This is a genomic window from Ornithinimicrobium cryptoxanthini (assembly GCF_023923205.1).
Classification (GTDB): Bacteria; Actinomycetota; Actinomycetes; order Actinomycetales; family Dermatophilaceae; genus Ornithinicoccus; species Ornithinicoccus cryptoxanthini.
Window position 1 is genome coordinate 2,265,901 of record NZ_CP099490.1, and the last position, 26,216, is coordinate 2,292,116.

28 protein-coding genes and 2 tRNA genes are annotated in these 26,216 nt (G+C 70.0%); 11 read left to right on the forward strand and 19 right to left on the reverse strand.

From position 1 onward, the window contains the following. The first annotated feature begins 4 nt into the window (after positions 1 to 4). From NF557_RS10400 to NF557_RS10410, 3 genes are all read left to right on the forward strand, one after another. A complete protein-coding gene (locus NF557_RS10400) occupies positions 5 to 253 on the forward strand; it encodes an acyl carrier protein (RefSeq protein ID WP_252619194.1) in 249 nt (82 codons plus the stop codon). Between the two features lie 144 nt (positions 254 to 397). Further along, positions 398 to 1,648 carry a beta-ketoacyl-ACP synthase II gene (fabF, locus tag NF557_RS10405; protein WP_252619195.1) on the forward strand — a complete coding sequence of 417 codons (1,251 nt, stop codon included), beginning with the start codon at positions 398 to 400 and terminating at the stop codon, positions 1,646 to 1,648. A gap of 186 nt (positions 1,649 to 1,834) precedes the next feature. Next, entirely contained in the window at positions 1,835 to 2,968 is a 1,134-nt protein-coding gene (locus NF557_RS10410; protein ID WP_252619196.1) for a glycosyltransferase, read from the forward strand. Positions 2,969 to 2,978: 10 nt separating this feature from the next. Here the strand turns inward: NF557_RS10410 and NF557_RS10415 are convergent, their stop codons facing one another. Beyond that, on the reverse strand, positions 2,979 to 3,494 hold the full coding sequence (locus NF557_RS10415) for a DUF3145 domain-containing protein (RefSeq protein ID WP_252619197.1): 516 nt from the start codon (positions 3,492 to 3,494) through the stop codon (positions 2,979 to 2,981). Between the two features lie 179 nt (positions 3,495 to 3,673). Next, positions 3,674 to 3,747 (reverse strand) — tRNA-Ile (locus tag NF557_RS10420). Between the two features lie 152 nt (positions 3,748 to 3,899). Here NF557_RS10420 and NF557_RS10425 point away from each other — a divergent pair. From NF557_RS10425 to NF557_RS10440, 4 genes are all read left to right on the forward strand, one after another. Further along, positions 3,900 to 4,673: an amino acid ABC transporter ATP-binding protein gene (locus NF557_RS10425; RefSeq protein WP_370584186.1), complete on the forward strand. Its 774-nt coding sequence runs from the start codon at positions 3,900 to 3,902 to the stop codon at positions 4,671 to 4,673. Between the two features lie 40 nt (positions 4,674 to 4,713). Continuing rightward, positions 4,714 to 5,562: a glutamate ABC transporter substrate-binding protein gene (locus tag NF557_RS10430; protein WP_252619198.1), complete on the forward strand. Its 849-nt coding sequence runs from the start codon at positions 4,714 to 4,716 to the stop codon at positions 5,560 to 5,562. Positions 5,563 to 5,646: 84 nt separating this feature from the next. Further along, positions 5,647 to 6,327 (forward strand): amino acid ABC transporter permease, encoded by a 681-nt coding sequence (locus NF557_RS10435; protein ID WP_252619199.1) that lies wholly within the window; start codon positions 5,647 to 5,649, stop codon positions 6,325 to 6,327. Beyond that, entirely contained in the window at positions 6,324 to 7,217 is an 894-nt protein-coding gene (locus NF557_RS10440) for an amino acid ABC transporter permease (RefSeq protein WP_252619200.1), read from the forward strand. The genes NF557_RS10435 and NF557_RS10440 overlap by 4 nt, the downstream gene beginning before the upstream one ends. A 186-nt stretch (positions 7,218 to 7,403) precedes the next feature. Here NF557_RS10440 and NF557_RS10445 read toward each other — a convergent pair. The 4 genes from NF557_RS10445 to NF557_RS10460 form a co-directional block, all read right to left on the reverse strand. Beyond that, positions 7,404 to 7,476 (reverse strand) — tRNA-Asn (locus NF557_RS10445). A gap of 39 nt (positions 7,477 to 7,515) precedes the next feature. Next, the gene (locus NF557_RS10450; RefSeq protein ID WP_252619201.1) at positions 7,516 to 8,049 is read right to left on the reverse strand and encodes a hypothetical protein; all 534 of its coding nucleotides are present in this window, start codon (positions 8,047 to 8,049) and stop codon (positions 7,516 to 7,518) included. Continuing rightward, on the reverse strand, positions 8,049 to 10,028 hold the full coding sequence (gene dnaG, locus NF557_RS10455; protein WP_252619202.1) for a DNA primase: 1,980 nt from the start codon (positions 10,026 to 10,028) through the stop codon (positions 8,049 to 8,051). The genes NF557_RS10450 and dnaG overlap by 1 nt, the downstream gene beginning before the upstream one ends. Positions 10,029 to 10,071: 43 nt before the next feature. Continuing rightward, entirely contained in the window at positions 10,072 to 11,106 is a 1,035-nt protein-coding gene (locus tag NF557_RS10460; protein ID WP_252619203.1) for an alpha/beta fold hydrolase, read from the reverse strand. A gap of 38 nt (positions 11,107 to 11,144) precedes the next feature. On the opposite strand from NF557_RS10460, the gene ligD reads away from it, so the two are divergent. After that, on the forward strand, positions 11,145 to 12,113 hold the full coding sequence (gene ligD, locus NF557_RS10465; RefSeq protein WP_252619204.1) for a non-homologous end-joining DNA ligase: 969 nt from the start codon (positions 11,145 to 11,147) through the stop codon (positions 12,111 to 12,113). A 38-nt stretch (positions 12,114 to 12,151) separates the two neighbouring features. Here the strand turns inward: ligD and NF557_RS10470 are convergent, their stop codons facing one another. The 3 genes from NF557_RS10470 to NF557_RS10480 all read right to left on the reverse strand — a co-directional run bounded on the left by NF557_RS10470 (position 12,152) and on the right by NF557_RS10480 (position 14,640). Then, complete coding sequence (locus NF557_RS10470) at positions 12,152 to 13,399, reverse strand: deoxyguanosinetriphosphate triphosphohydrolase (protein WP_252619205.1); 1,248 nt, start codon at positions 13,397 to 13,399, stop codon at positions 12,152 to 12,154. 27 nt (positions 13,400 to 13,426) lie between these two features. Beyond that, the gene (locus tag NF557_RS10475) at positions 13,427 to 14,290 is read right to left on the reverse strand and encodes a sulfurtransferase (protein ID WP_252619206.1); all 864 of its coding nucleotides are present in this window, start codon (positions 14,288 to 14,290) and stop codon (positions 13,427 to 13,429) included. An 80-nt stretch (positions 14,291 to 14,370) separates the two neighbouring features. Then, positions 14,371 to 14,640: a DUF2277 domain-containing protein gene (locus NF557_RS10480; protein ID WP_252619207.1), complete on the reverse strand. Its 270-nt coding sequence runs from the start codon at positions 14,638 to 14,640 to the stop codon at positions 14,371 to 14,373. A 90-nt stretch (positions 14,641 to 14,730) separates the two neighbouring features. Here NF557_RS10480 and NF557_RS10485 point away from each other — a divergent pair, with 90 nt between their 5' ends. Continuing rightward, positions 14,731 to 15,333 (forward strand): hypothetical protein, encoded by a 603-nt coding sequence (locus tag NF557_RS10485; RefSeq protein ID WP_252619208.1) that lies wholly within the window; start codon positions 14,731 to 14,733, stop codon positions 15,331 to 15,333. 1 nt (position 15,334) lies between these two features. Here the strand turns inward: NF557_RS10485 and NF557_RS10490 are convergent, their stop codons facing one another. The 4 genes from NF557_RS10490 to NF557_RS10505 all read right to left on the reverse strand — a co-directional run bounded on the left by NF557_RS10490 (position 15,335) and on the right by NF557_RS10505 (position 20,578). Next, the gene (locus NF557_RS10490; RefSeq protein ID WP_252619209.1) at positions 15,335 to 17,956 is read right to left on the reverse strand and encodes a DUF4153 domain-containing protein; all 2,622 of its coding nucleotides are present in this window, start codon (positions 17,954 to 17,956) and stop codon (positions 15,335 to 15,337) included. 3 nt (positions 17,957 to 17,959) lie between these two features. Beyond that, the gene (locus tag NF557_RS10495) at positions 17,960 to 18,655 is read right to left on the reverse strand and encodes a response regulator transcription factor (protein WP_252619210.1); all 696 of its coding nucleotides are present in this window, start codon (positions 18,653 to 18,655) and stop codon (positions 17,960 to 17,962) included. 99 nt (positions 18,656 to 18,754) lie between these two features. After that, positions 18,755 to 19,987, reverse strand: coding sequence for a tRNA dihydrouridine synthase DusB (dusB, locus tag NF557_RS10500; protein WP_252619211.1), 1,233 nt, complete (start codon positions 19,985 to 19,987; stop codon positions 18,755 to 18,757). Between the two features lie 42 nt (positions 19,988 to 20,029). Next, positions 20,030 to 20,578, reverse strand: coding sequence for a type 1 glutamine amidotransferase domain-containing protein (locus tag NF557_RS10505; RefSeq protein WP_252619212.1), 549 nt, complete (start codon positions 20,576 to 20,578; stop codon positions 20,030 to 20,032). A gap of 132 nt (positions 20,579 to 20,710) precedes the next feature. Here NF557_RS10505 and NF557_RS10510 point away from each other — a divergent pair, with 132 nt between their 5' ends. Together NF557_RS10510 and NF557_RS10515 are read left to right on the forward strand one after the other, a co-directional pair. Beyond that, positions 20,711 to 20,950 carry a ribbon-helix-helix domain-containing protein gene (locus tag NF557_RS10510; RefSeq protein WP_269762039.1) on the forward strand — a complete coding sequence of 80 codons (240 nt, stop codon included), beginning with the start codon at positions 20,711 to 20,713 and terminating at the stop codon, positions 20,948 to 20,950. Next, on the forward strand, positions 20,950 to 21,252 hold the full coding sequence (locus NF557_RS10515; RefSeq protein WP_252619213.1) for a type II toxin-antitoxin system PemK/MazF family toxin: 303 nt from the start codon (positions 20,950 to 20,952) through the stop codon (positions 21,250 to 21,252). The genes NF557_RS10510 and NF557_RS10515 overlap by 1 nt, the downstream gene beginning before the upstream one ends. Before the next feature lie 3 nt (positions 21,253 to 21,255). On the opposite strand, the gene NF557_RS10520 is transcribed toward NF557_RS10515, so the two are convergent. The 6 genes from NF557_RS10520 to NF557_RS10545 all read right to left on the reverse strand — a co-directional run bounded on the left by NF557_RS10520 (position 21,256) and on the right by NF557_RS10545 (position 26,150). Further along, on the reverse strand, positions 21,256 to 21,816 hold the full coding sequence (locus tag NF557_RS10520; RefSeq protein WP_252619214.1) for a (d)CMP kinase: 561 nt from the start codon (positions 21,814 to 21,816) through the stop codon (positions 21,256 to 21,258). Continuing rightward, positions 21,813 to 22,277: an NUDIX hydrolase gene (locus NF557_RS10525; RefSeq protein WP_252619215.1), complete on the reverse strand. Its 465-nt coding sequence runs from the start codon at positions 22,275 to 22,277 to the stop codon at positions 21,813 to 21,815. The genes NF557_RS10520 and NF557_RS10525 overlap by 4 nt, the downstream gene beginning before the upstream one ends. Positions 22,278 to 22,396: 119 nt before the next feature. After that, entirely contained in the window at positions 22,397 to 23,065 is a 669-nt protein-coding gene (locus NF557_RS10530; RefSeq protein ID WP_252619216.1) for an FMN reductase, read from the reverse strand. Next, the gene (locus NF557_RS10535; protein ID WP_252619217.1) at positions 23,065 to 24,195 is read right to left on the reverse strand and encodes an LLM class flavin-dependent oxidoreductase; all 1,131 of its coding nucleotides are present in this window, start codon (positions 24,193 to 24,195) and stop codon (positions 23,065 to 23,067) included. The genes NF557_RS10530 and NF557_RS10535 overlap by 1 nt, the downstream gene beginning before the upstream one ends. A gap of 180 nt (positions 24,196 to 24,375) precedes the next feature. After that, positions 24,376 to 25,614, reverse strand: coding sequence for a hypothetical protein (locus tag NF557_RS10540; protein ID WP_252619218.1), 1,239 nt, complete (start codon positions 25,612 to 25,614; stop codon positions 24,376 to 24,378). Beyond that, positions 25,611 to 26,150 (reverse strand): SigE family RNA polymerase sigma factor, encoded by a 540-nt coding sequence (locus NF557_RS10545; RefSeq protein WP_252619219.1) that lies wholly within the window; start codon positions 26,148 to 26,150, stop codon positions 25,611 to 25,613. Before NF557_RS10545 ends, NF557_RS10540 begins: the two co-directional genes overlap by 4 nt. Positions 26,151 to 26,216 lie beyond the last annotated feature (66 nt).

The following is a 26,216-nucleotide window of genomic DNA, read 5'->3' on the forward strand; positions in this document are numbered from 1 at the left end:
CCACATGGCTATGAACGAGCAGGAGATCCTGGCCGGCCTTGCCGAGATCGTCAACGAGGAGACGGGCATCGAGGCCGACGCGGTCCAGATGGACAAGTCCTTCCAGGAGGACCTGGACATCGACTCGCTGTCGATGATGCAGGTCGTCGTCAACGCCGAGGACAAGTTCGGCGTCCGGATCCCCGACGACGAGGTCAAGAACCTCACGCACGTCAAGGACGCAGTGAACTTCATCGTCAGCGCCCAGGGCTGACCCAGCACGCGACTCACCGGCGGGCGCCCGACCCACAGGGGCACTCGGCATACGCCAGCACCTCCGTGTCGGGCGCCCGCCGGAGCAGCACCGCACCATCACCAGACACCGCACCACTCACACACCCTTATCGAGGAGCACCAGATGTCCCCGAACCCCGTGCGTCGCGTCGTCGTGACCGGGATGGGCACCACCAGCCCGGTCGGCGGCAACGTCGACGAGACCTGGCAGGCCATCCAGGCCGGCACCTCCGGAGTCCGCACCCTGGAGCAGGACTGGGTGGCCGAGCACGAGCTGCCGGTGACCTTCGCTGCCAGCGTGCACACCTCGCCGGCCGACGTGCTGCCCAAGGTGGAGGTCCGCCGCAACGACCCGGCGGGGCAGTATGCCCTGATCGCCTCCCGCGAGGCCTGGGCCCACGCCGGCTCCCCCGAGGTCGAGCCCGAGCGGCTCGGTGTCGCGATCGGGTCCGGCATCGGTGGCGTGTGGACCCTCCTGGACCAATGGGACAACCTGCGTCAGCGCGGCCCGCGCCGCGTCTTCCCGCTCACCGTGCCGATGCTGATGCCCAACGGCCCAGCGGCTGCGGTGTCCCTCGACCTGACCGCCCGCGCCGGCGCGCACACCCCGGTCAGCGCGTGCGCCTCCGGCGCCGAGGCGATCGGACTGGCCCTGAACATGATCCGGTCCGGGCGCGCCGACGTGATGGTGGCCGGCGGCACCGAGGCCGCGGTCCACCCGCTGCCCCTGGCCGCGTTCGCCGCGATGACCGCGCTGTCCAAGCGCAACGACGACCCGGCCGGAGCCTCACGTCCCTATGACGTCTCGCGCGACGGCTTCGTCCTCGGTGAGGGCGCTGCCGTGCTGGTGCTGGAGTCCGAGGAGCACGCCAAGGCCCGTGGCGCCACGATCTATGGCGAGCTGGCCGGGGTCGGCAGCTCGGCCGACGCCTATCACATCACCGCCGGCGAGCCCGAGGGTGCAGGGGCAGCCCGTGCCATGGCGGAGGCGGTGGAGAACGGCGGTCTGAGCACCTCCGACATCGTGCATGTCAACGCGCACGCCACCTCGACGCCCGTCGGCGACGCCGCAGAGGCCAAGGCGCTCGGCCGGGCCTTCGGTGCCCACAGCGAGGAGATGGCTGTCACGGCGACGAAGTCGATGACCGGCCACCTGCTCGGTGCCGCGGGAGCCATCGAGGCCCTGCTGACGGTGCTGACGCTGCACCACCGCTCGATCCCGGCGACGATCAACCTGACCGAGCAGGACCCCGCGATCCCGCTCGACGTGGTCACGGGCTCCAGCCGCGAGCTGCCCTCGGGCGACCTGGCCGCCCTGAGCAACAGCTTCGGCTTCGGCGGCGCCAACGTAGCCCTGACGTTCAAGAGCGTCTAACCGGAGCACCTGGGCACGGTTTCACCGCCTGCGGGAGAGGAATTTCCCTCCCGCAGGCGAGTTATCCGTGCCCAGCCTAAGCGGGTGGCGACCGGTGCCTGTCGTATGCCGGTCAGTCGTCTGCGCGGGCCCGCCCAGTGTGCAGTGCGAGACGATGCGCCCGCACGGGGTAGCGTCTCGACCCCTATGCACATTCTCCGGGTCGCCAACTTTGTCAGCCCCACGTCCGGCGGCATCAAGACCGCGCTCCGACACTGGGGCGAGCTCTATCAGGCACGCGGTCACACCGCGTCCCTGATCATCCCCGTCGGCAAGGGCGAGGAGCCCGGGGTGACCCACGAGTCCCAGGGCACGGTCTACCGCGTCCCGGCGACCCGGATCGTCGGCACCGACTACTCCCTGATGTTCAGCCGGGTCCGGATGAGCCGTCTGATGGAGAAGATCTCCCCTGACACCCTGGAGGTCTCGGACCGCTCCACGACCCGTTGGATGGGGCGCTGGGCCCGGCGACGCGGCATCGGCAGCATCATGATCAGCCACGAGAACATGACGGGCATCATGGTGCGGCGCACCCCGGTCCCCGACGCGCCTGCGGTGTGGGCCGCCGACTTTATCAACGGCCGCAGCGCCGACGACTACGACGCCATCGTGTGCCCGAGCAACTTTGCGGCCGACGAGTTCCGTCGCAATGGCATCCCGGCCAAGGTGGTGGAGCTGGGGGTCGACCTGGATGTGTTCCACCCCGACGACTCCTACACGCACCTCACGCCGGGCGGGAACCGCCGGAGCGACGACGAGGCCTTGCAGATCATCCACTGCGGGCGGATGGCACCGGAGAAGAACCCGCAGCTGTCCATCGAGACGCTCCGGGCACTGGTCCGTCGAGGCATCCCGGCGCACCTCACGGTCCTCGGCCAGGGACCACTTCGGGAGCACCTGATCGAGGTGGCGCGGGACCTGCCGGTGACCTTCCACTCCTATATCCGTGGGCGTGCGGCGCTGGCGACGGTCATGCAGCGTGCGGACGTCGCGATCGCACCAGGACCGCTGGAAACGTTCGGGCTGGCCGCCCTGGAGGCGCTGGCCTGCGGGGTCCCGACGGTGTGCCCCGACGAGGGCGCCCTGGCGGAGGTCGTGAAGGACGGCGGCATCGCGGCACCGTCGGACCCGGAGAAGTTCGCTGACGCGGTGCTTGAGCTCAGCCAGCGCCCGGGGGCGCGAGCACTCGCCAGGGCTCAGGCCGAGACGTTCAGCTGGGAGCACTCAGCCGACGACATGCTGGCCGTCCACGAGGAAGTGGCGCGTCTGCACAGGAGTTGACGAAGAGTCGTCAGCTCACCTTGTGGAGCCACTTGACCGGAGCGCCCTCGCCGGCATAGCGGAACTCCTCCAGCTCGGTGTCCCAGGCGGAGCCGAGCGCACGGTCCAGCTCGGCGGTGAGCACCGCCATGTTGCCAGCTGCCTCGTCGACGATGCCGCGGATGCGGTCCTCGTTGACGACGACGTCGCCATTGGCCGAGAGCCTGCTGTGGTGAATGCCCAGCTCGGGCGTGTGGGTCCAGCGGGCACCGTCGCTCCCGCGGCTGGCTTCCTCGACGACCTCATAGCGGAGGCCATCCCAGCCGCGCATGGCGCTGGCGAGAGATGCCCCGGTGCCGGCGTCGCCGGTCCAGGAGAACTCAGCCCGCATGGTGCCGGGCTGCGCCGGCTGCGGGACCCAGTCAAGGGACACGCGGGTGTCGAGGACACCCTCGAGCGCCCAGGTGATGTGCGGGCACAACGCGGTAGGGGTGGAGTGAATAAACACCACCCCGCGCGTCACGATACGCGGCGTCACAGCAGACATCCGGAACCTCCTGTGTGGTGTGAGGGACGTCTTCCCCAACGGCCTCAACCACACGTCGATGCGGGTGTCGCATCCGGTGACGCGACCCATTGTGCTCTCTTGTCACACGAGTATCAAGTGTGACAGCGTGGCGAGTTCTGCGACACGCCGACGGAGACAGTCTGTGGTCACGTCTCGGGTGGGCCAGCAGGGGCTTGAACCCTGGACCGACGGATTATGAGTCCGCTGCTCTAACCGGCTGAGCTACTGGCCCCAAGCGGGACTGATCCTAACGCGAGCAGTCGCCGCGCCCGGTCCCCCAGGGGCGCAACCCCCACGCGCCCGGCCACGCCGTTTGGACTCATTTCGGTTACGGCTCACGCAAACTCCTACACCTCGGTGTCGCACCCGACTAGGGTTCCTGCCATGAGCGACGACGCCGACGGCTACCCGGAGCCCACCAACGTGCCACTGGTGGTCCTCGAGGATGTCAACAAGCACTTCGGTGACCTGCACGTGCTCAAGGACATCAACCTGACGGTCCACCAGGGCGAGGTCGTGGTCGTGATTGGACCCTCTGGCTCTGGCAAGTCGACTCTGTGCCGCACGATCAACCGCCTGGAGACCTACGAGTCCGGCACGATCACCATCCACGGGGACCGGCTGCCCGAGGAGGGCAAGGCTCTGGCCAAGCTCCGCGCCGACGTCGGCATGGTCTTCCAGTCCTTCAACCTCTTCTCCCACAAGACGATCCTCGAGAACGTCACCATGGGCCCCATCAAGGTGCGCGGCGTGAAGTCAGCCGACGCCAAGAAGCGGGCCATGGAGCTGCTTGAGCGCGTCGGGGTGGCTCACCAGGCGGCCAAATACCCTGCCCAGCTCTCCGGCGGGCAGCAGCAGCGCGTGGCCATCGCCCGGTCCCTGGCGATGGAGCCGACCGTGATGCTCTTCGACGAGCCGACCTCGGCGCTCGACCCGGAGATGATCAACGAGGTCCTCGACGTCATGATCCAGCTCGCCAAGTCCGGCATGACGATGATCGTGGTCACCCATGAGATGGGCTTCGCACGCAAGGCCGCAGACCGGGTCGTCTTCATGTCCGACGGCGCGATCCTCGAGGAGAACAACCCGGAGCAGTTCTTCACCAACCCGCAGACGGACCGGTGCAAGGACTTCCTGGGCAAGATCCTCACCCACTGACCCCCGACCACCGAGCAGGACCACAACCAAGGAGAAACCTATGCAGCGCAACACCTTCCGCATCGCGGCATTGCTCGCGGCCGGCGCCCTGGCGCTCAGCGCCTGTGGCGGTGACGGCGACGACACCGAGGCCACCGAGGGCGGCGGAGGCGACTCCGACGAGACCCTAACTGTCGGGATCAAGTTCGATCAGCCCGGACTGGGCTTGAAGGACGGCGACGAATACGTCGGCATGGACGTCGACGTTGCCCGCGCCGTGGCCGAGGAGCTGGGCTTCAGCGAGGACCAGATCACCTTCAAGGAGTCTCCGTCCGCCCAGCGCGAAACCATGCTGGAGACCGGCCAGGTCGACATGATCTTCGCGACCTACTCCATCACGGACACCCGCAAGGAGAAGGTCCAGTTCGCGGGGCCCTACTTCGTCGCCGGCCAGGACCTGCTCGTCGCGACCGACAGCGACATCACCGGGCCGGACGACCTGGACGGCAAGCTCCTCTGCTCGGTGACCGGGTCGACCTCCGCAGTCAACGTGCAGGAGGCAGTCCCCGGAGTCCAGCTGCAGGAGTACGGCACCTACTCCGAGTGCGTCGAGCAGCTGGCCAACGGCACCGTGGACGCGCTCACCACCGATGACGTGATCCTCGCCGGCTATGCCGCGCAGGAGCAGTACGCCGGCCAGTTCAAGGTCGTGGGTGCGCCCTTCAGCGAGGAGAACTTCGGCGTCGGCCTCGCCAAGGACGACGACCGGTGCGAGGAGATCAACGAGATCCTCAACGGCCTGTGGGAGGACGGCACCATGGACCAGATCATCGAGGACAACCTCGGTGGGGCCGACTACACGCCCAACGCCGACAACAACCCGCCTGAGGCGGGCGGCCACTGCGGCTGACCCCCGCGACGCCCGGCATACTCCCCCCACTGCGGGAGTATGCCGGGCGGGCCCGGTGCCTGACCAACTCACCCTGGGAGACAGATGCTTGAGCTGATCGAGGACTACCAGCTCCTCTCGGCGTTCTGGATGACCATCAAGCTGGCCGCGTGGTCCGCGGTGTTCTCGTTGATCATCGGCACGATCGTGGCGATCATGCGCGTCTCGCCGGTCAGGATCTTCCAGTCCCTTGGCACGGCCTACGTCACGCTGCTGCGCAACACGCCCCTGACGTTGATCGTCCTGTTCGCCAGTCTCGGTCTGTGGGGTCAGCTCGGCATCGAGCTGGCCTCCCGCGACTCCTCGACGTTCGTGATCGACAACGGGTTCCGGCTCGCGGTGCTCGGTCTCAGCGTCTACCACGCGGCCTTCGTCTGCGAGGCGCTGCGCAGCGGCGTCAACACGATCCCGGTCGGTCAGGCGGAGGCGGCTCGCTCGATCGGTCTGACGTTCGGCCAGAGCCTGCGCAACGTGATCCTGCCCCAGGCCTTCCGCGGCGCGATCACCCCACTGGGCAACGTGCTGATCGCGCTCACCAAGAACACTACGGTCGTGGCGGCCATCGGTGTCGCCGAGACCGCCTACCGGATGAAGGCGATCGCCGAGTTCGAGCCAGGCATGCTGATGGTGGGCTTCGCCATCGTGGCACTCGGTTTTGTGATCCTGACCCTCCCGATGGGCATGTTGACCAGCTATCTGTCCACACGTCTGGCGGTGCGGCGATGACTGACACGACACGCGTCCTGTTCGACGCACCCGGCCCCCGGGCACGCCTGCGCTATCGGATCCTCGCGGGCGTCGGCATCCTGCTCGTGCTGGCCCTGGCCTATGCCGTTTTCCTCCGGCTCGACGAGAAGGACCAGCTCACCGCGGCCCGGTGGGACTGGGTCCTGACCGCCAGCGCGTGGAACAACTATCTGATCCCCGGCCTGTGGGACACCCTGCGCGCCGCCGCCATCTCGATCGTGCTCGCGATGGTGCTCGCCCTCCTCCTGGCGTTGGCCCGGATGTCCGAGATCGCACCGCTGCGGTGGGCAGCAGGTGTCGTCGTGGAGTTCTTCCGCGCCGTCCCCGTGCTGATCATGATGCTGTTCGTCTTCTGGTTCCTGGCCCACCGCGGCTGGTTCCCGAACACCCTCAACCCGATGATCGGCGTCATCATCGGCCTGGTGATGTATAACGCCTCCGTGCTCTGCGAGGTCATCCGCAACGGCGTCGTGTCCCTCCCGGCCGGACAGCGCGAGGCTGGCCTGTCGATCGGGCTCTCGCCCGCGCAGGTGCGGCGCTCGATCCTTATCCCCCAGTCGCTGACCGCGATGCTGCCGACGCTGATCAGCCAGATCATCGTCATCACCAAGGACACCGCACTGGGCTACCTGATCCTCTATCCCGAACTGGTGACCAGAGGGCGGCAACTCGGCTCGTCGGAGGCGGCGACGCTGCCCGCCTACGTGGTGGTAGCGGTCCTGTTCATCCTCATCAACTACACCCTCAGCAAGATCGCTGAGGGCGTCGAGAACCGCCAGCGCAGGCGCGCCCGCAGCGCCGGACCGGTCGCCGACGCCGACCAGCCGGCCGTCCAGGTGCCCATCACACCTGGCGGATCCACCTTCTGAGGGGGTTCCCTCGTCACGCCGACGGCCCGGATCTGCTCCCAGATCCGGGCCGTTTCTGCGCTGCTTGGGGCGGTGGGCATGCGGGTTCCGCCAGCTGAGCGACCACCGTCATCGCCCGCGACGGGTGAAGCCCGGACCTACGATCCGTAGCCGGGCTTGATGTCGCAGATGGAGCAGTTCCGTCGGCTCCCCCGGTTGGACTCGAACCAACAACCTGCCGGTTAACAGCCGGCTGCTCTGCCAATTGAGCTACAGGGGAATGTGCACACCCCGAAGGTGGCAGCGAGCAGTGACTCTATCACGCACCCAGGGGCGACATGCCACTCTGGTCGCGCAGTGTGGCACGCGCCACGGCGACCTGTCTGGCCAGCTCCTGATCGTCGGATCGGGCCCTGGCGCCGAGCACTACCTGGTCGATCAGCTCGCGGGTCGCCAGGTCCTTGCGGATCGCCACCTGGGCGGTGCGGCCGGGGCCGAGATCGACCTGGCGCACCAGCACCACGCTGGCCTGGACGCGGTCGCGGAAGGCGTCGGTGAACGGGCGGGCGGGACGTCCCGTGAGCTGCCAACTGACCGGAGCGCTGCCGTCGACCCAGGTGACCTGCAACGTGTCGGACTCCGGGTCCCAGCCGCCGCGGTCGACATCGAGCCAGGGTCGGGAGAGCCGCACCTGCGCATCAGGTCCGACGACCATGAGGCGGGTGACAGAGGCCAGCACCCACTGGTCGCCCGCGTCGTCATGCGCGGCCGCCACGAGCCGATCGCCGTCGGCCAGCGCCGCTGCCAGGACCTCAGGCGGCGGGTCCTGCTCCTTGTTGCGCCAGCCCATCATCACTCCGTCTCTGCGCGCAGCCGCGCCCGCTCGCGATACAAGACGGTCAGCTGCTCACTGATAGCCCGTTCCTGGGTGCTGCCGGGCTCGGCCCGCTGCAGGGCGCTCATCGCGTCCGCGATGCGGCGGGCCAGCCCCGCCTCGACCACCCTGCTCAGCAACGAGTCGACATAGCGCCGCGGCGGCAGGGCGCTGCCGGGTTCGAGGGTGACCGGCAAGGGTGCCACCGAGAGCTCGTTGACCAGCGGCTGAGCCTCAGGTCGCGTCGCCTCCGCCACGGCAGCGGCCCAGCCCTGGGTGCTCAGGGTGCGCGCGGTCGCCAGGCCACCGCCGTCCTTCACTCCCTCGAGCACGACCTGGTGAGCAGGAGCCCGCAGAGCATCCGGCGGGAGGCTCGACAGGGCATCGTCGTCCAGGGAGCCGGGGTACTGCAAGGTCACCTGCAGGAGCTGGCGCTCGGCAGCGACGAGCGGGTCGCGCAGGTCCGGCCGCGGCAGCACGGGTGCTTGCGCAGCCTCGCCCGACTGGTCCGGGCCGGGCCCTTGTCCGCCCGGGCCGGAGGGGCGCCCGTTCTGACCTGCGGTCGGTGCGGCACGACGCTCGGCAAACTGACCGGGCCGCCCCGAGGGTGCCCGGCCGGCCCTGGCCACCTCGGCGGCAACACGCTCCACGGGCATGCCGAGCCACCCGGCGGCGGTCCGGACATACTCCGGTCGCAGCGCCTTGTCCCTGATGCCCGCCAAGATCGGGGCCGCAGCACGCATCGCCGACACCCGCTCCTCCGCACGGTCCAGGTCATAGGGCGCGATCGTGGAGCGGACCGCGAACTCAAACATCGGCACCGCCGCGTCCACCAGTTCCCGCACCGGCTCGTCGCCACCGCGCAGACGCAGGTCGTTGGGGTCCTGCCCGGCCGGAGCCACCGCGACATACGACTGGCTGGCCCACCGCTGGTCCTCGCCGAACGCCCGCATCGCGGCCTTCTGCCCGGCGACATCGCCGTCAAAGGTGAACACCACCCGCGCTGGGGACAGGCCCGGCTCATCACGCAGGATCCGGCGCAGCATCTTGATGTGGTCGATGCCGAAAGCGGTGCCACAGGTGGCCACGGCCGTGTCGACACCGGACAGGTGGCAGGCCATCACGTCGGTGTAGCCCTCGACGACCACCGCACGGCGCTGCTCGGCCATCGGCTTCTTGGCCAGGTCGAGGCCATAGAGCACCGAGGTCTTCTTGTAGATCGGCGTCTCGGACGTGTTGAGGTATTTGGCCGCGATGCGGTCATCGTCATAGATCCTGCGCGCCCCGAATCCGATGGTGTCACCGGTGATGTCCCGGATCGGCCAGATCACCCGCCCGCGGAAACGGTCATAGAGCCCTCGGCTCCCCCGCCCGGACAAGCCGCCGATCACCAGCTCGTCATCAGTGAAGCCCTTCGCCCGCAGGTGCCGCGTCAGTGCCTCACCCGACTGCGGCGCATACCCCACCTGGAACACGGCTGCATCATCGAGCGTGAAGCCCTTGGCGTCCATGAACTCGCGGGCCTGCTGTCCCTCCGGGCTCTCGGCATAGGCGCTGGCATAGAACTCGGCCGCCGCTCGGTGCCCCTCGACCAGGCGTGCCCGCCGGCCCAGTCCACCCTCGGAGTCGCGCCGGCCCCGGCCCCCGGTGCTCTCGTCATACCTCAGCTCCATGCCGATCTTGCCGGCGAGACGCTCGACGGACTCGGCGAAGGTGAGGTGGTCGACCTTCATGACGAAGGAGATGACGTCGCCGCCCTCGCCACAGCCGAAACAGTGATAGGCACCCACCGCGGGTCGGACCGTGAAGGATGGGGTCTTCTCGTCGTGGAACGGGCACAGCCCCTTGAGCGACCCGGTGCCTCCGGGGCGCAGGGTGACGTGCTCGCGCACGACGTCCTCGATCGAGCTGCGCTCCTTGACGGCCTGCACGTCCTCGGGTCTGATCAGTCCGGCCACCGACCCTCCTTCAGGTATGCCGTGAGTCTAGGCTGCGGGACCGTCACCTCAGGAAGTTGCGCACATCGTCCGCGAATCGCTGCGGGTGCTCCAGGTGCGGAGCGTGGCCACAGTCGTCATAGACCAGCTCGGTGAACTCACCGGCCGCCTCCAGGACGGCGCGCAGCTGGCTGACCATCGGCTGGGGCGGCACCATGTCCTCGCCCGGATAGCCGGGGATCGCGCCCAGCTTGCCCAGCTGCGCCAGGTCGAACATCGAGGTGTCGGAGACGATCTGGTCGTCGGCGCCGCGGATCCACAGCACCGGCGGCGCCGGGTCCAGGTCGGCGAAGGCGCCCTGGTTGAGGTACTGCGGCGAGAGGGCGTTGTTGGTGCCGGTCGTCCCAGGGGCAAGTCCGGGCCAGTTCTGCGAGGTGGTGCTGTCGCCCGGGTAGATGTCGTCACCGACGCTCGTGGCCAGCATCCCGTCGAGGTAGCGCTGCTCGACCTCGGGATCGAAGGTGAACCCGGGCTTGACATAGAAGGCACGCAGCGTCGTCAGGGGGCTGGTCGGCTCCTCGCCCCGGTCGCCCGCGGCCAGCCGCTGGCAGAAGTCGGGGTTGGCCGTCCCGCCTCCGGTCCCGGCGAAGTCCTCTGCGGTGGGGGTGCCGTCCAGCCCGTGAGTGCCGCCGAAACCGTATGGCGAGCCGCCAGCCTCGAGGACCAGCCGCCTGACCCGGTCGGGGTGGTCGATCGCCAGCTGCAGCACGATGTTGCCCCCGGCTGACCAGCCGAGCAGGTCGACGGGCAGGGTGATCTTGAGGGCGTCGAGCAGCGCCACGACGTCGTCGGAGAAGTCCGCCATGCCTCGGGTCGCGTCGATGGTCCTGCGCTCGGACCCGCCGTAGCCGCGGTAGTCGGGGGCGATGATCCGGAAGCTGTCGGCCAGCTGCTCGATCAGCGCGTCGAAGAAGACCGACGAGCTGACGTTGCCGTGCACGAGCACGAGCACCGGGCTGTCTGGATCACCCGCCTCCCGCACGAAGGTGTTGAGACGGGAGGTCTGGACCAGCCGGGTCGTCACGTCAGGGGTCGTCATGGGCCGATCATGACAGACGGCAGTGACATGATCGGCAGATGGCCGCGTCGTCGAAGTCCCCCGCGATCGAGCTCCAGGTGGGCGAGCGCTCCGTGCGCCTCTCCAACCCCGACCGGGTCTATTTCCCCGAGGGCGGACACACCAAGCTCGACCTGGCCAACTACTACCTGTCGGTGGGCGATGGCATCGTCAACGCCCTGCGCGAGCGGCCCTGCATGCTGCACCGCTTCCCGGAGGGCATCGAGGGCGAGAAGGTGCACCAGAAGCGGCTTCCGCGCGGTGCCCCCGACTGGGTGGAGACCGCGCACGTTACCTTCCCGAGGTGGAACCGCACAGCCGACGAACTGTGCGTCACCGAGCTGGCCAGCGTGATCTGGGCGGTGCAGATGTCGACCGTGGAGTTCCACCCGTGGAACAGCCGGCGCTCTGACGTCGAACGGCCCGACGAGTGGCGCATCGACCTGGACCCCGGGGAGGAGTGCGACTTCACCACGGTGCAGCGGGTGGCCGGTGTCGCCCAGGAGGTGCTCGACGAGATCGGGGCGACCGGCTGGCCGAAGACGACCGGCAGCAAGGGGCTGCATGTCTATGTCCGGATCGCGCCGGACCACGGGTTCGGCGACGTGCGCCGGGCGGCCCTCGCCTTCGCGCGAGAGGTGGAGCGCCGCACCCCGCAGGACGCGACGACGACGTGGTGGCGCAAGGACCGTGACCCCACCGCGGTGTTCGTCGACTTCAACCAGAACGCAAGGGACCACACGATCGCTGCGGCCTACTCCGTGCGGGGTCGGCCCGACGCCAGGGTCTCGGCGCCGCTGACCTGGGCCGAGGTGCCGGACGTCGACCCGGCGAACTTCACGATCGTGACGATGCCGGAGCGCTTTGCGGATCTCGGTGACCTGCACGCGGGCATCGACGATGCCGTCTTTGACATCGCTCCCCTGCTCGAGTGGGCCGAGCGGGACGAGGCGGCCGGCGCCGAACCGGCACCCGAGCCGGAGGACTGACCGGTGCCGGTCACGGTCAGGTCCCTGACCTGCGCCGGTCAGGGGCGGGTCGCCGCGTGCAGCAGCAGTGCGCGGGCGTCCGAGAGCGAGGCAACCTGGTCGATGACCGCGCGCAGCTCTGCCCCGTCGTCACCGGCGGCACGAGCCTCCACGCGAGCCAGCCGGTGGAGTGGGTCCATCTGTTCGGGGTGGTCCAGGAAGTGCTGCACCAGCTCACCGACCACCTCGCGCTGCCGGCCCATCAGGTCCTTGCGCTCGGCGGTCAGCATCACGAAGTGCGCGGCCGTCGCCTTGAGCACCGCCGTCTCTGCGCGCACGTGGTCCGGCACGACCAGGTCTGCGCCATAGCGGGTGAGGATGCCGCCCCCATGGAGGGCGCGGGTGCTCTGCTCGACGGTGCTGACGAAGCGGCCGATGAGACGACTGGTCATGTCCTTCAGCGCCGCCAGGTCCGCCCGGCTGCCGTCGTGCGACTGCGGCACCCACCCTGAGACGAGCAACCGCTGCAGGGCCGCGGACAGCTCGTCGGCCGACAAGTCCGCGGCATAGGACCGGCGGGCCACCTCGATCACCGCCTGCTGCTCCGGTGCCGAGCGCAGTGCCGCCGGATCCACCCGTCCGGAGGCGATGGCGTCCTCCACGTCGTGCACGCAGTAGGCGACGTCGTCGGACCAGTCCATCACCTGGGCCTCCAGGCACCGGCGTCCCACCTCGTCGGGTGCCCCGGACCGCAGCCAGGTGAAGACCTCCACATCGTCGGGATAGGCCCCGAACTTCGGTGTCGGCTCAGGGCCCGCTCCCCGGGTCCAGGGATATTTCGTGGCCGCGTCGAGACTGGCCCTGGTCAGGTTCAGCCCGGCCGAGCGGCCGTCGGCGTGCGAGCGCTTGGCCTCCAGCCGGGTGAGCACGCGCAGCGTCTGCGCATTGCCCTCGAAGCCGCCGATCTCGGCGGCCAGCTCATCGAGCGCCGCCTCCCCGTTGTGCCCAAACGGCGGGTGGCCGATGTCGTGGGCGAGGCAGGCCGTGTCGACGACGTCGGCCGAACAGCCCAGTGCCGCCCCGAACTCGCGACCGATCTGGGCGACCTCCAGCGAGTGCGTCAGCCGGTTGCGCACGAAGTCGTCGGAGTCCGGGGCGACCACCTGGGTGGTCGCCGAGAGGCGCCGCAGACCTGCCGAGTGGATGATCCGCCCACGGTCGCGGGCAAAGTCGTCGCGGTCCAGCCGCTTCAGGGCCGGGTCCTCAGCAACCCAGCGCTCACGATCGTGCGCCGAGTAGCCGGTCACCCCCTCATCTCCTCCCACGGCCCGGTCTCACGCCCCGGTGGCCACCGGTCGGTCGGGGTCGGTGATCCAGTCGCTCCACGAGCCCATGTAGACAGCCGGGTCATAGACCCCGATCTCGGCCACCTCCATCGCCAGCGCCATGTGGCACGCCTGGACGCCAGACCCGCAATAGACTGCCGTGCGCTTGTCCGGTCGGACCCCGAGCGCGGTGAACCGCGTCTCCAGGTCGTCCGGGGGCAGGAACCGCCCGGAGGCATCGACGTTCTTGACGGCCGGGATGCTCAGAGCCCCGGGGATGTGCCCGGCGACGGGGTCGATCACCTCGTTCTCCCCCCGGAAGCGGTCTGCCGGGCGGGCGTCGATGACCTGGTGGCGGTCCAGGTAGTGCTCGATGCCGTCGGCGTCCACCAGCCGGCGGCCACCAGGGGTGAGCACGATGTCGCCGGGCTCGGTCTCGGGGCTCTCGGTCTCGGTCGGCAGGCCGGCGGACACCCAGGCCTGGTAGCCGCCGTTGAGGACGCGCACGTCGTCCTTGCCGTAATACTCCAACAACCACCAGGCGCGCGCTGCCGCAACAGAGTTCGCCCCGTCATAGACCACGACCGGACGCACGTCGGTCACCCCGACCGACCGGAAGGCGGCCTGGGCGTCGGCCAGGCGAGGCATCGGGTGGCGGCCACCGCTACCGTCGGCGGCCGGCTCGGCGGACAGGCCCGTCTCCAGGTCCAGGAAGGCTGCGCCGGGGATGTGCCCGGCGAGGTATTCGGCGTGGTTGGCCTCCCGGCCGACTCCCAGCGCCCACCGGACGTCGAGGACCACGGGGCGGGCCTCGGGGTCGTCGGCAGCCAGCAGCTCCGAGAGCTCATCCGGCTCGATCAGCAGGTCAGACACGGTGCTCCGTCCTCAGGGGATAGACCACCTGCCGGAGGACCCGGCAGGCAGGGCACACACTACTGGGCCGGTCGGCCCGTTCAACTGGCGAAGCGTGCGGCGGAGCGGGCCTTGGCCTTGGCCGCCTCGGTCTCGCGGTCCTTCGGCGGGGCGGTGGTGACCAGGGCGTCCAGCAGCTCCTGGCTGGCGGCGGCGATCTTCTCCACAGCCGTGTCGTAGGCGGCCTGGTTGGCGGCCGAGGGCTTGGTGGCACCACCGATCTTGCGGACGTACTGCAGCGCGGCTGCGCTGACCTCGTCGGTGGTCGCCGGCGGGGCGAAGTTGTTCAGTGGGCGAATGTTCCGACACATAACTCCACGATCCCACGCGACACCGGCAGTCGCACCCTCCGGCTGAGAGTTCCGCCACCGGCGTCGGTGCAGGCGGCTACCGTTGGCCCCATGACCGTCAGACCACCGGAGACGAGCCCTCTGGCCCCCACGCCGGCAGAGCTCCTGCCCACCCGGGTGAAGGTGCGTCACCGGGTCAACTGGCTCAACCTCTCGACGTTGCTCGGCCTGGGGGTGGCCAAGGCCGGTGGTGCGGAGGTGCGGCGCGGCCCGATGAAGCTCTATCTCGCCGAGCACTACCGCTGGAAGTTCCCGACCGGCGGCGCCTTCACCGTCGGTGACGTGGTCCTCACCCGCCACGACATCGACGAGCTCGTCGCCCGACGGCCGCACCTGCTCGAGCACGAGGAGGCCCACAGCCGGCAGTGGATGGCCTGCCTGGGCCTGCCCTTCCTGCCGCTGTATGTCGCATCGATGGGTTGGTCGTGGCTGCGCACCGGCGACCGGGCGTCGCGGTCGTACTTCGAGCGCAGCGCCGACCTCGCCAAGGGCGGCTATCGCGACGTCCCGCCCCGCCCGCTGACGCCCGTCATCGCGGCGGGAGCCCGCCGGGCCATGGCTGCGGTGCTGGGCCGGCGCACCGCAGAGACCGGCACCGACATCGGCACGGGGTCGCAGGGGCAGTCCGGGTCGCAGGGACAGTCCGAGCGCTGACCTACTCCCCGATCGTGGTCGGGCACCCTGGCCGACCGACCCGGTCGGTGCCGCCACCGGGCACCACCGCGTCTGCGCGCGCCCGGCCCAGGTTCCACTCCAGCGGGTCGTCCTGCGGCGCGGGCTCCGGCGCGCCGACGACGCACCGTGCGAGCTCCTCCGGCAGCCCGTCGACGATCACCGGTGTGGCATCGGGCCCCAGTGAGGCGAGATAGGACAGGTCCACCCGGCCCGTCTCGGCATACCGATCGATGTTGCGCTGGGCGACCCAGGCCTCCGGGTTCATCAGGCCGATGACCAGCAGGAAGACCGCCGCGGAGAGCAGCGTCGCCCGCGGCAGCCAGCTCCCGCGCAGGCGCACCCCCGCGATCAGCACCAGGACCACGACCAGGCCAAGCCACAGCTCGAACGCGTCCACGAGCACCCGCAGGACGGTGTAGCCGTAGGCCTCCTGATAGAGCGACATCCGATAGAGCGCCGAGGCGACGACCACCAGCGTCAGGGCGCACAGCACGCCGAGCAGGACGCGCAGCACCTGCCGCTCGCGGGCCGTCGCCCGGGGTGCCTTGCGCACGGCGACCGCGATGGTCACGAGGGTGAGCAGGGTCGCGACGACGAGCTGCCCGAAGCCCTGGTGGACATACTCGGCATACGTCAGTCCCGTGGCCTGCTGCAGATAGTCGTGACCGCCCCACATGGCGGTGGCCTGGGCGACCAGGAAGGCCGCGAAGACCGCGATGACGACTCCGACCGGCACCTGCCACTCCCACGCGCGGGTGACCGGTCGGGGATCGCCCGGCCCGACCGTCTCGACGGCCGGCGGGCTTAGTGCGAGATAGCAGGCTGCCAGCACGATGCCACCGATCATGAACCAGGTGAACGCCCGCAGGACCAGGGTGTCGGCGATCCGGACATCGGGCAGTATGCCGGACACCCAGCTGCCGAAGAGCGCGTCACCGGAGGCGAAGAGACCGACGAAGACGACGAGCAGGATCAGCGAGATCGCGGCCGTCCGAACGACGGGCCACAGGACGTGGTGGCGGCTCGTGGCCGTCAGGGTGCGGCCCAGCAGCGGCAGGCCGCGCAACCCGCTCAACACCCAGGACGCACCACCGGCGATCATCGCCAGCGGGCGCCGGGCGTCGGTCAGCGCCGTGGTGACCAGGGCTGCGGAGACCAGCAGCCCCAGCACCGCCAGCCACTCGGCTGCGCGCAGGAAGACCAGGGCACCCAGCCCCACGCACAACGTGGCCGATGCCAGGGCCCAGAGCCGACCTCGGTGGACGGACAGCCGCAGCACCAGCGCGCCGGCGGCCAGGAGCACCAGGAACGTGCCGATGCCGAAGTTGCGTTCGGGCAGGATGATCGCGCCGAGCAACCCGACCGCGACGGATCCCAGCAGCGCGCCGGGCGCGGTGCGCAGGCTGTCGCGCTCCGGCCAGAAGTGGCCGAACATCGAGGCGATGACGGATCCGTTGGGCGCGTCTGTGGGCGTGGCGGACGACGGAGCGGCCTGGACGGCGACGGCGGTGACCCCGCTGGCAGGAGCCGCACCCTGCTCTGGCGTCATGGTCATGATGGTCCTCTCGGGTGATGGTGCAGACGGTGTCTGGTCAGGGTGGAGGGGCAGCTCGGCCCGGATCCGGGCGCCGGACCCTCCGTCGGGGGGCAGGGCGCCAATGGTCCCGCCGTGCAGCTCGCAGACCCAGCGGGCGATCGCCAAGCCGAGGCCACTGCCGCCACCAGTCGGATCGGCCGTGCCGAAGCGGGCAAAGATGGCTTCCGACCGCTCCGCCGGGATGCCCGGCCCCCGGTCGGCGACCTCGAGGGCCCACCGGTCGCCTCCCAGGTCCTGTGCGCTGACGCGGACGACGCCATCGGTCGGGCTGTGCCGCGACGCGTTGTCGAGCAGGTTGGCGACGACCTGGTGCAGGCGCGCGGCGTCGGCCTCCACGTGCAGGTCGGGAGGTTGCACCGACACCTCGTAGCGCACCGGCCGACCCCCGATCGCTGACTCGCGGACAGCAGCGTCAAGCAGCTCTGCGACCGCGACCTCGGCCAGGTCGAGGCGCACCGCGCCGCCGTCGAGACGGCTCGCGTCGAGCAGGTCCTCGACCAGGTTGCTCAACCGCTCGGACTGGGACAGCGCCGCCCCCAGCGCCGCGTCGTCCGGCTGCACCACGCCGTCGACGAGGTTCTCCAGCAGCGCCCGCTGACCCGCGAGCGGGGTGCGCAGCTCGTGCGAGACCGTGGCCACCAGCTCGCGGCGCTGCTGGTCAGCCGTCGCCAGGTCCCCGACCATCGAGTTGAACGCCCGCCCCAGCTGACCCACCTCGTCGGCCGATGTCGCGGTGACGCGGGAGGAGTAGTCGCCGCCCGCCATACGGCCGGCTGCGGTGGTCATCTCGCGCAGCGGGGCGGTCATCCCCCGGGCCAGCCACTGGGTGACTCCGAGGGCTGCGGCCAGGGTGACCGGCAGGGTGAGCCAGGCCGGCACACCAGCGCGGTTGCCCACCTGCAGGACGACAGCGGCCACCAGGATGCTCAGGGCGACCAGCAGCCCGATCTTGATCTTGATCGAGCCGACCGGGTCGAGCGGCCGCTCAGGGTCCAGGTCAGCCACGGCTCAGACCTCCAGCGCGTAGCCGACGCCGTGCACGGTCCGCACCCGGGCGGCACCGATCTTGGCGCGCAGCGACTTGATGTGACTGTCCAGGGTCCGGGTGCCACGGGCATCGGCCCACCCCCACACGCCGGCCATGAGGTCCTCGCGTGAGTGCACCGCGCCCGGGTCGGCAGCCAGGGCCGCCAGCAGGTCGAACTCCAGCGGCGTCAGGTGGACCTCGTCGGCGCCGACCCGCACGCGACGCGCACCCCGGTCGAGGTGCAGATCGCCGAGGGTCACCAGAGCCTCGGGAGTGTTGGCCAGCTCGGCCGCACGCTCGACCCGGCGCAGCAGTGCCCGCACCCGGGCCACGACCTCGCGCATGCGGAACGGCTTGGTGACGTAGTCGTCGGCGCCCACGCCCAGACCGACCAGGATGTCGGTCTCGTCGACCCGCGCCGTCAGCATCAGGACGGGCACAGGACGCTCGGCCTGGATCCGTCGACACACCTCGAGGCCGTCATAACCGGGGAGCATCACGTCCAGGAGCACCACGTCCGGACGGTGCTCCTGGAAGGCCGCGACGGCACCGGGTCCGTCGAAGGCGCGCACCACGGCAAAGCCCTCGGCGACCAACCGGTCGCTCAGCGCCTGGTTGATGGTCGGGTCGTCCTCGACGACGAGCAGTGTGTGCGCTCCAGCGGTGGCCTCGGTCATGACTCCGAGCCTAGGAGGGCGGTGCTGGTGTTCGGGCGTGCGACGTGTGCAGATCCTGTGAAGATCGCCCCCGGTTGCCGGACTGGTGGCCGGCGAGCGTCAGCCGCCGTCGGAGACGGTGTCCTCCGCGCGGGCCACCGCCGCGCGCTGGGTCTCGTCCAGCTCCTGCGAGCGCAACCAGCCATCAGGCAGAGCGACGACGCGCGAGGAGCCGGCGCGACCACGCTGGCCCTCTGCGGCGTCGCCGGGCCACGGCATGCTGGGGTCGAGCCCGTCGATCAGGTCGTCAAGGGCGGCCAGCGAGTCCACCAGCGCGAGCTTGTTGCGGAAGGCACCGCCGACGGGGAAGCCCTTGAAGTACCAGGCGATGTGCTTGCGGATGTCGCGGCAGCCCTTGCCCTCGTCCTGGTGGAACTCCACCAGGTATTCGGCGTGCTGGCGCAGGGTCGTCGCGACCTCGCCGAGTGTGGGGGTGACCCGCAGGTCGGAGCCCGCGAAGGCGGCGGCGAGGTCGGCGAACAGCCACGGGCGACCAAGGCAACCGCGCCCGACCACGACACCGTCGCACCCGGTCTCGGCCACCATCCGCACGGCGTCCTCGGCCGACCAGATGTCGCCGTTGCCCAGCACGGGGATGCTCGTCACCGACTGCTTCAGCTCGCGGATGCGCGACCAGTCGGCCTGCCCTGAGTAGGCCTGGCTGGCGGTGCGGGCATGGAGTGCCACCGCGGCTGCGCCCTCGCCCTCGGCGATGCGGCCGGCCGCGAGGAAGGTGATGTGGTCGGAGTCGATCCCGACCCGCATCTTGACCGTCACCGGCACGTCATACGGCGTGGCGGCGCGCACGGCGGCTGACACGACGCCGCGGAACAGCTCGGTCTTCCACGGCAGCGCGGCCCCGCCGCCCTTGCGGGTGACCTTGGGCACGGGGCACCCGAAGTTGAGGTCGATGTGGTCGGCGCGGTCCTCAGAGACCAGCATGTCGACAGCCCGGCCGACGGTGGCCGGATCGACGCCATAGAGCTGGATCGAGCGCGGCGTCTCCTCCGGGTCGTGCTCGATGAGCTTCATCGAGACCGGGGTGCGCTCCACGAGGGCACGAGAGGTGATCATCTCGCTGACATAGAGCGAGGTGGCCCCACTGGCCGGCTGACCGGCGGCACCGGCCTGACGGCAGAGCCGCCGGAAGGCCCGGTTGGTGATGCCCGCCATCGGTGCCAGGACCACCGGCGAGTCGATGGTGTGGCGCCCGATCTGCAGGGGCGGGAGCAGTCGCTCCGGGGCCGTGACGTCGCTGGAAGCAGTCGGGCGTGGCGTGGTGATGGCAGACATAACGCCCCCATTGTCCCAGAACGAGACGGTGGGAGCGTCCGCTCAGGCGGTCTGGCCCTGGTGCTGCCCCTCGCCGATCTCCTCGACCAGCTTGGCGTTGAAGGCCGGCAGGTCGTCCGGCGTGCGGCTGCTGACCAGGCCCTGGTCGACGACGACCTCCTCGTCGACCCACTCCGCGCCGGCGTTGCGCAGGTCGGTCTTCAGGCTGGGATAGGACGTCATCGTGCGACCGCGGACCACATCGGCGTCGGTGAGGATCCAGCCGCCGTGACAGATGACGCCGACCGGCTTGCCCGCCTCGAAGAACGCCTTGGTGAACGCCACCGACTCCTCGCTCATCCGCAGCTTGTCGCCGTTGGCGACGCCGCCGGGCAGGACGAGCGCGTCATAGTCACCGGGCGCGGCCGCAGTGACGACCGCGTCGACGGCCGCCTCGTGCCCCTTCTTGCCGGTCAACGACCCGGACTCGGGCGACACCAGCACCGCCTGAGCCCCCGCCTCGGTCACCGCGTCCCACGGAGAGGTGAGCTCACTGTCCTCGAACCCGTTGGTGAGCAGGAACGCGACCTTCTTGCCGTCGAGCGACGCCATGACTTCTCCTTCGATTGCCGTGTCGGGATCACCTCCACGTTAGGTCGGATGCCCGGCCCGAGCACGCCGAGGGCGAAGGGCCTGTGCAGAGTGTCACCCGTTCTGTCACCCGCAATGGGATACACTCACCTCATGTCCACTCAGGTCTCGCTCCGGCTCAGCGACGCTCTGGTCGCCCGCATCGACGAACTGGTGCGTTCGGGTGCCGCTCGCAGTCGCGCAGAGGTCGTGGAGTCAGCTCTCGAGCGTGAGCTGCGACGTCGGCTCTATGAGCAGGACGCCGAGATCTATCGCTCCGGAGAGCCCGATCCTGACCTCGACGCCCTCAACACCTGGATGCAGTCACGACGCAGCTATCCGGGTCTGGGCTGATGCGGCCGATTCATGCTGTCCGGCTCGACAAGGTCCGACCCGCGCTCGTCCTGACACGCCCGGAAGTCCGCCTGGCTCGCACCTCCGTCACGGTGGCGGCGATCACCTCAACCCGGCGTGGCCTGTCGGTGGAGCTGCCCGTGGGGCCGGCCAACGGTCTGGGCCGGGAGTCGGTCGTCAACCTCGACACGATCTACACCATCGCCGTCGACGACCTCGGCCCCCAGCTCGGCACCCTCAGGGAGGACCAGGAGCCTGATCTGGCAGCAGCCGTCTTCCACGCCTTCGGCCTGGACTGGTGAGCCTCAGGTCCGCACGGTGAGCTCGGCGCGCTCGGCGGTGCGGTCCGCGCCGAAGAGCGCCCGCTCCTGCGCAGCCCAACGCTGCCAGTGCGGTCGATAGGTCTCACCGTCCCGCTCGATCCCCCGCTCCATCCGCTCCTGGGGATCGGCGTCCACCCAGACCCGCAGCGCGGCATACTCCCCCGCACGGCCGACGCTGCTGCCACAGCCCTCGAGGACGACCACGTCGTCCGGAGGCACGGTCCTCGTGCGCCCCCAGTCCCCTTGCTCCCAGTCCCAGACCCGGTATGCCGCGCGCTCACCGCGCGCGAGCGGCTCCAGCACGTGGTCGGTCACCAGGTCGACGGCTGCGGCCAGTCCGTCCCAGCCCGGATAGAGGTCGTCCATCTGCACCAGCGGACACCCTAGGTCTGCGGCGACGGCCCGGGCCAGACTGGTCTTGCCGGAACCGCTGGGGCCATCGATCGCGACGATCTTGGGGCCACCGTGCGGAGCCACGACTCCCGGGACCGCCTCGACGATCTGCCGCGCTGCCTCCCCGTCGATGAGCGCCTCGTCGATCACCGGACCGTCCCGCGGCTCATGTCCGGAGAGCTCCAGGCCCAGGTCGACGATGCCGGCGCAGGTAAGGGGGACAGCTCGCTCAGCGGCACCCAGCGGGCGTCGTCGGTCGAACCGTCGACCTCGGCGGTCAGCTCGCCGCCCACCACCTCGGCGCGATAGAGGAGCTGCAGCAGCAGGAAAGGGCGGTCAGCCTCTGGGTCATAGCGCTCAGAGGTGGCGACCACGTGGCTCCCGCTGCCGAGCAGCTCGCCCAGCGCCACGGCATACCCCGTCTCCTCGGCGACCTCGCGGACCGCCGCCTGCTCGGTGGTCTCGTGCAGCTCCAGACCGCCGCCGGGCAGAGTCCAGCAGGCGTGCAGGACGCGACCATCGGGTGCCACCGTCCCGGACCACCGGGTCAGCAGGACCGAGCCGTCCCGCTCGATCCACGCATAGCAACCCACCCGGGTGTCGAAGTCCACCGACCAACCGTAGGCGAGAATCGCGTGTGTCAGGCACCCACAGGGTCAGAGTCCTGCGGATGCCTGACACAAGCCTGCTGCGGAGTGGACGCCGCGGGAGTGGAGGTTCGGGGCGCGGCTCAGCGCAGCTGGTTGCCGAGCAGCTGCTCGAAGGGCGTCAGCGACTCCTCGTTGATGCGGTCCACCTTGCCCACCTCGTCGACCGCGGGGGCGGTGAAGCCGGGGACCGACCCGGACGTGGAGACCAGCAGGGCACCGAGCTCAGAGGCCGCACGGGCGACGCGCCGGTCCAGCCCGTCGTGGCCGTCGCGACCGCCGGAGTCCCCGAAGTCCTCGGTCGCCGCGAAGACCCCGGTCGGCACGACCACGGCCCGCAGATAGCTGAACAGCGGCCGCAGGGCGTGGTCCAGCACCAGCGAGTGGCGCGGGGTGCCGGCCGTGGCGGCAATCAGCACCGGCTTGCCGGCCATCGCGTCGTTGTCGAGCAGGTCGATGAATGACTTGAACAGCCCGGAGTATGACGCGGTGAAGACCGGCGTGACCGCCACCACCGCGTCGGCCGAGGAGACCGCGCTCAGGGCGCTCTGCAGGGCGGACGGCGGCATGCCCGAGACCAGGTGGTCGGCGATCTCGCGCGCCAGAGTGCGCAGCTCGACCACCTCGACGTCCAGGCTCTCACCACGTGCCGTGACTTCGCGCTGCACCGCACCGGTGACCCGGTCGGCGAGCATCCGGGTGGACGACGGGACGCTGAGCCCCGCGGAGATGACCACGAGAGTGCGGGCCATCAGTTGCTCCCGGCCGAGACGCGGCTGGCGGGACCCATCTTGGCGTTGGCGTGCGCGTCCCCGGCCTCGACCAGGCTCGCGTGAGTGGGCGGGTCCGAGGGCACGTCCTTGGGGCGGCGTGCCTCGAACTCCTTGCGCAGCACCGGCACGACCTCGGAGCCGAGGATCTCCAGCTGCTCGAGGACGACCTCCAGCGGCAGGCCGGCATGGTCCATCAGGAAGAGCTGGCGCTGGTAGTCACCGACGGCGTCGGCGAAGCCGAGCGTGCGCTCGATGACCTGCTGCGGGCTGCCCACGGTCAGCGGAGTGGCCCGGGTGAACTCCTCAAGGCTCGGGCCGTGGCCATAGACGGGGGCGACGTCGAAGTAGGGGCGGAACTGCTTCACGGCGTCCTGGCTGTTCTTGGCCATGAACACCTGACCGCCCAGGCCGACGATCGCCTGGTCCGCACGCCCGTGGCCGTAGTGCTCGTAGCGGCGGCGATAGAGGTCGACCATCCGGGCGGTGTGGTCCATCGTCCAGAAGATGTTGTTGTGGAAGAAGCCGTCGCCGTAGTAGGCCGCCTGCTCGGCGATCTCCGGCGAGCGGATGGAGCCGTGCCAGACGAAGGGCGGGACGCCGTCCAGCGGGCGCGGCGTGGCCGTGAAGCCCTGCAACGGGGTGCGGAACTTGCCCTCCCAGTCGACGACCTCCTCGCGCCACAGGCGACGCAGCAGGTGGTAGTTCTCCACCGCCAGGGCGACGCCGTTGCGGATGTCCTGACCGAACCAGGGATAGACCGGGCCGGTGTTGCCGCGGCCCATCATCAGGTCGACGCGACCACCCGACAGGTGCTGCAGCATCGCGTAGTCCTCAGCGATCTTCACCGGGTCGTTGGTGGTGATCAACGTCGTCGCGGTCGAGAGCTTCACCGTGGTGGTCTGGGCGGCGATGTAGCCCAGGAAGGTGGTCGGCGAGGAGGCGAAGAACGGCGGGTTGTGGTGCTCACCGGTGGCAAACACGTCCAGGCCGACCTCCTCGGCCTTGAGCGCGATCTGGACCAGGTCCTGGATCCGCTCCGCGTCGGTCGGGGTCTTGCCTGTCGTCGGGTCAGTCGTGATGTCACTGACACTGAAGATGCCGAACTGCATGCTGCTACCTTCCCACGGTCCGACGACCCTCGCCGGCACTTGATTGAACTGTCAACTTCCTCAACGGTGCCGTGGTCCTCGTCATTCCCGCCCCGCCGGGCACGACGAAGCGGTCCGGGGCACGACGAAGAGGGCCGGGACCACTGTGGGTCCCGACCCGCTCCGTCTGGCGGTTCCTGCTCAGGCCATGTACTGCCGGTGCACCAGCACGACGTCGCCGGCGTCGTCGCGCAGGATCGCCAGCAGCAGCGGGACGTCGGGACGCGTCTGCAGGTCCTGCGTGGCCCGCTCGGTGAACTCCCCGCACTCGATCACGATCTCCCCCAGGCCGTCCGGGGTGGTCTCGACGGCATCCGCCGGACGGTCCATGCAGACCGTGGTCCCGACGGTGACCAGCGCACCGGTCTCGCCTGTGGCCACCAACTCGACCGGGCCATCGCGCTCGAGGAACTCCTGCAGGTCACCGGTGAGCACGCCGCCCGACTCCCCGGTCACGACCATCACCTCCAGGTGAAGGTCGCTGACCGCACCGCTGAGGTCGAAGCCGCCCAGCTGCTGCGGCACCTGGTCGCCGTGCAGGTCGCTGCTGACCGTCAGGCTCAGGTCAGGGATCGACCAGTATGCCGGGGAGTAGGTCTCCCCGCCGGCGCAGGTGACCTCCCAGCGCTCCCACTCCGCCGCGTGTCCGTCCACGTCAACCCTGCCCTGCGCGACGGGGCCGTCCGACAGCAGCGAGACGACGTTGTCCGCGGCGAGCGGATCCGCCAGGCAGGCCCCGCCGACACCGAGCCACTGACTCTCCGGTTGCGGCTCCAGCTCGCCCCAGCTGACGACGCTGATCGCGCAGCCAGGCTCCTGCGCCCCGCCCGGTTGAAGGCAGGTCTGGCCGGCCGAGCCGGTCATGGCCGGGCGCAGCGGCAGGACGTCCCAGCCGTCCTGGCTGATGATGCCGAGCCCGTCGCCGATCGGGACCAGCGGCCCAGAGACATCGGTGGGGATGACCACGTCGCCGTCGATGGCAGGAGGGTCCTGCTCCTCCGCGGTCTCCGCGCCTGTCGGACCGGTGTCCGAGGGTTCACCGTCGGTGGTCTTCTCGACCGTGGGCTCCGACTCGGTCGATCCGGTGGGAGTCTCGGAGGCCTGCGGAGCGCTGTCCTGCGTCACCTGGCCACCGCCCCCGGTCCCGTCGGCCGGGTTGATCTGGGCGTTCTCCGTCGGGAGTCCTCCGCTGAGCGCGAAGGCCGTCGCCGCCGCTGCAGCCACGAGCATGGTGCCGCCCGCACCTCCGGCCACCAACCGCCGGGTCCTCCGGCGGCGGCCTTCATGCCAGGCTGCGGACGCGAGGTCCGACTGCGGCGTGCCTGCGTGCCCCTGGGCCATCAGCTGCTTCATCTGGTCGTCAAAGTCGTTGGTGTTCATCGCGCACTCTCCCTCTGCTGGCGCTCTGCTGGTTGCAGGTGTGGGAGCAGGTCCCGCAGCTTGGTCGCTGCGGCACTGGCCTGGCTCTTCACGGTGCCGGCGCTCACCCCGAGCGTCTCGGCGATCTGGGCCTCGGAGAGGTCCTCGAAATAGCGCAGGACCATCACGGCGCGCTGCTTCGGCGGCAGCTGCTGGAGCGCCTCGCGGATCTCCTCCCCCGCCGCCCACTGGCTCAGCGGGTCATAGATCGTGGTGCCGATCCGCCCGGGCGCATCCTCGGGTGCGGCGTGCGACCGCTCCCGCCTCGTCCTGCGCCAGCGCGACACCGAGTCGCGATAGAGCGTGCGCCGCACCCAGGAGTACTCCGCCCCGCGCGAGACCGACTCCCAGCGGTCGGCCAGCTTGACCAACGCCTCCTGCAGCAGGTCCTGCGCCGCGTGGAAGTCACCCGTCATCAAGACCGCCGCGTGCAGCAACTGCTGCTCCCGCGCTGTCACGAAGGCCGTGAACTCGGCCTCGCCATCACCTGTCGCCATGCACCCCACCTCCTTCAGTCGCCAGGCCCCCGTTGGCCCGGTGTGCGAGAGAGACGCGCCGCAAGG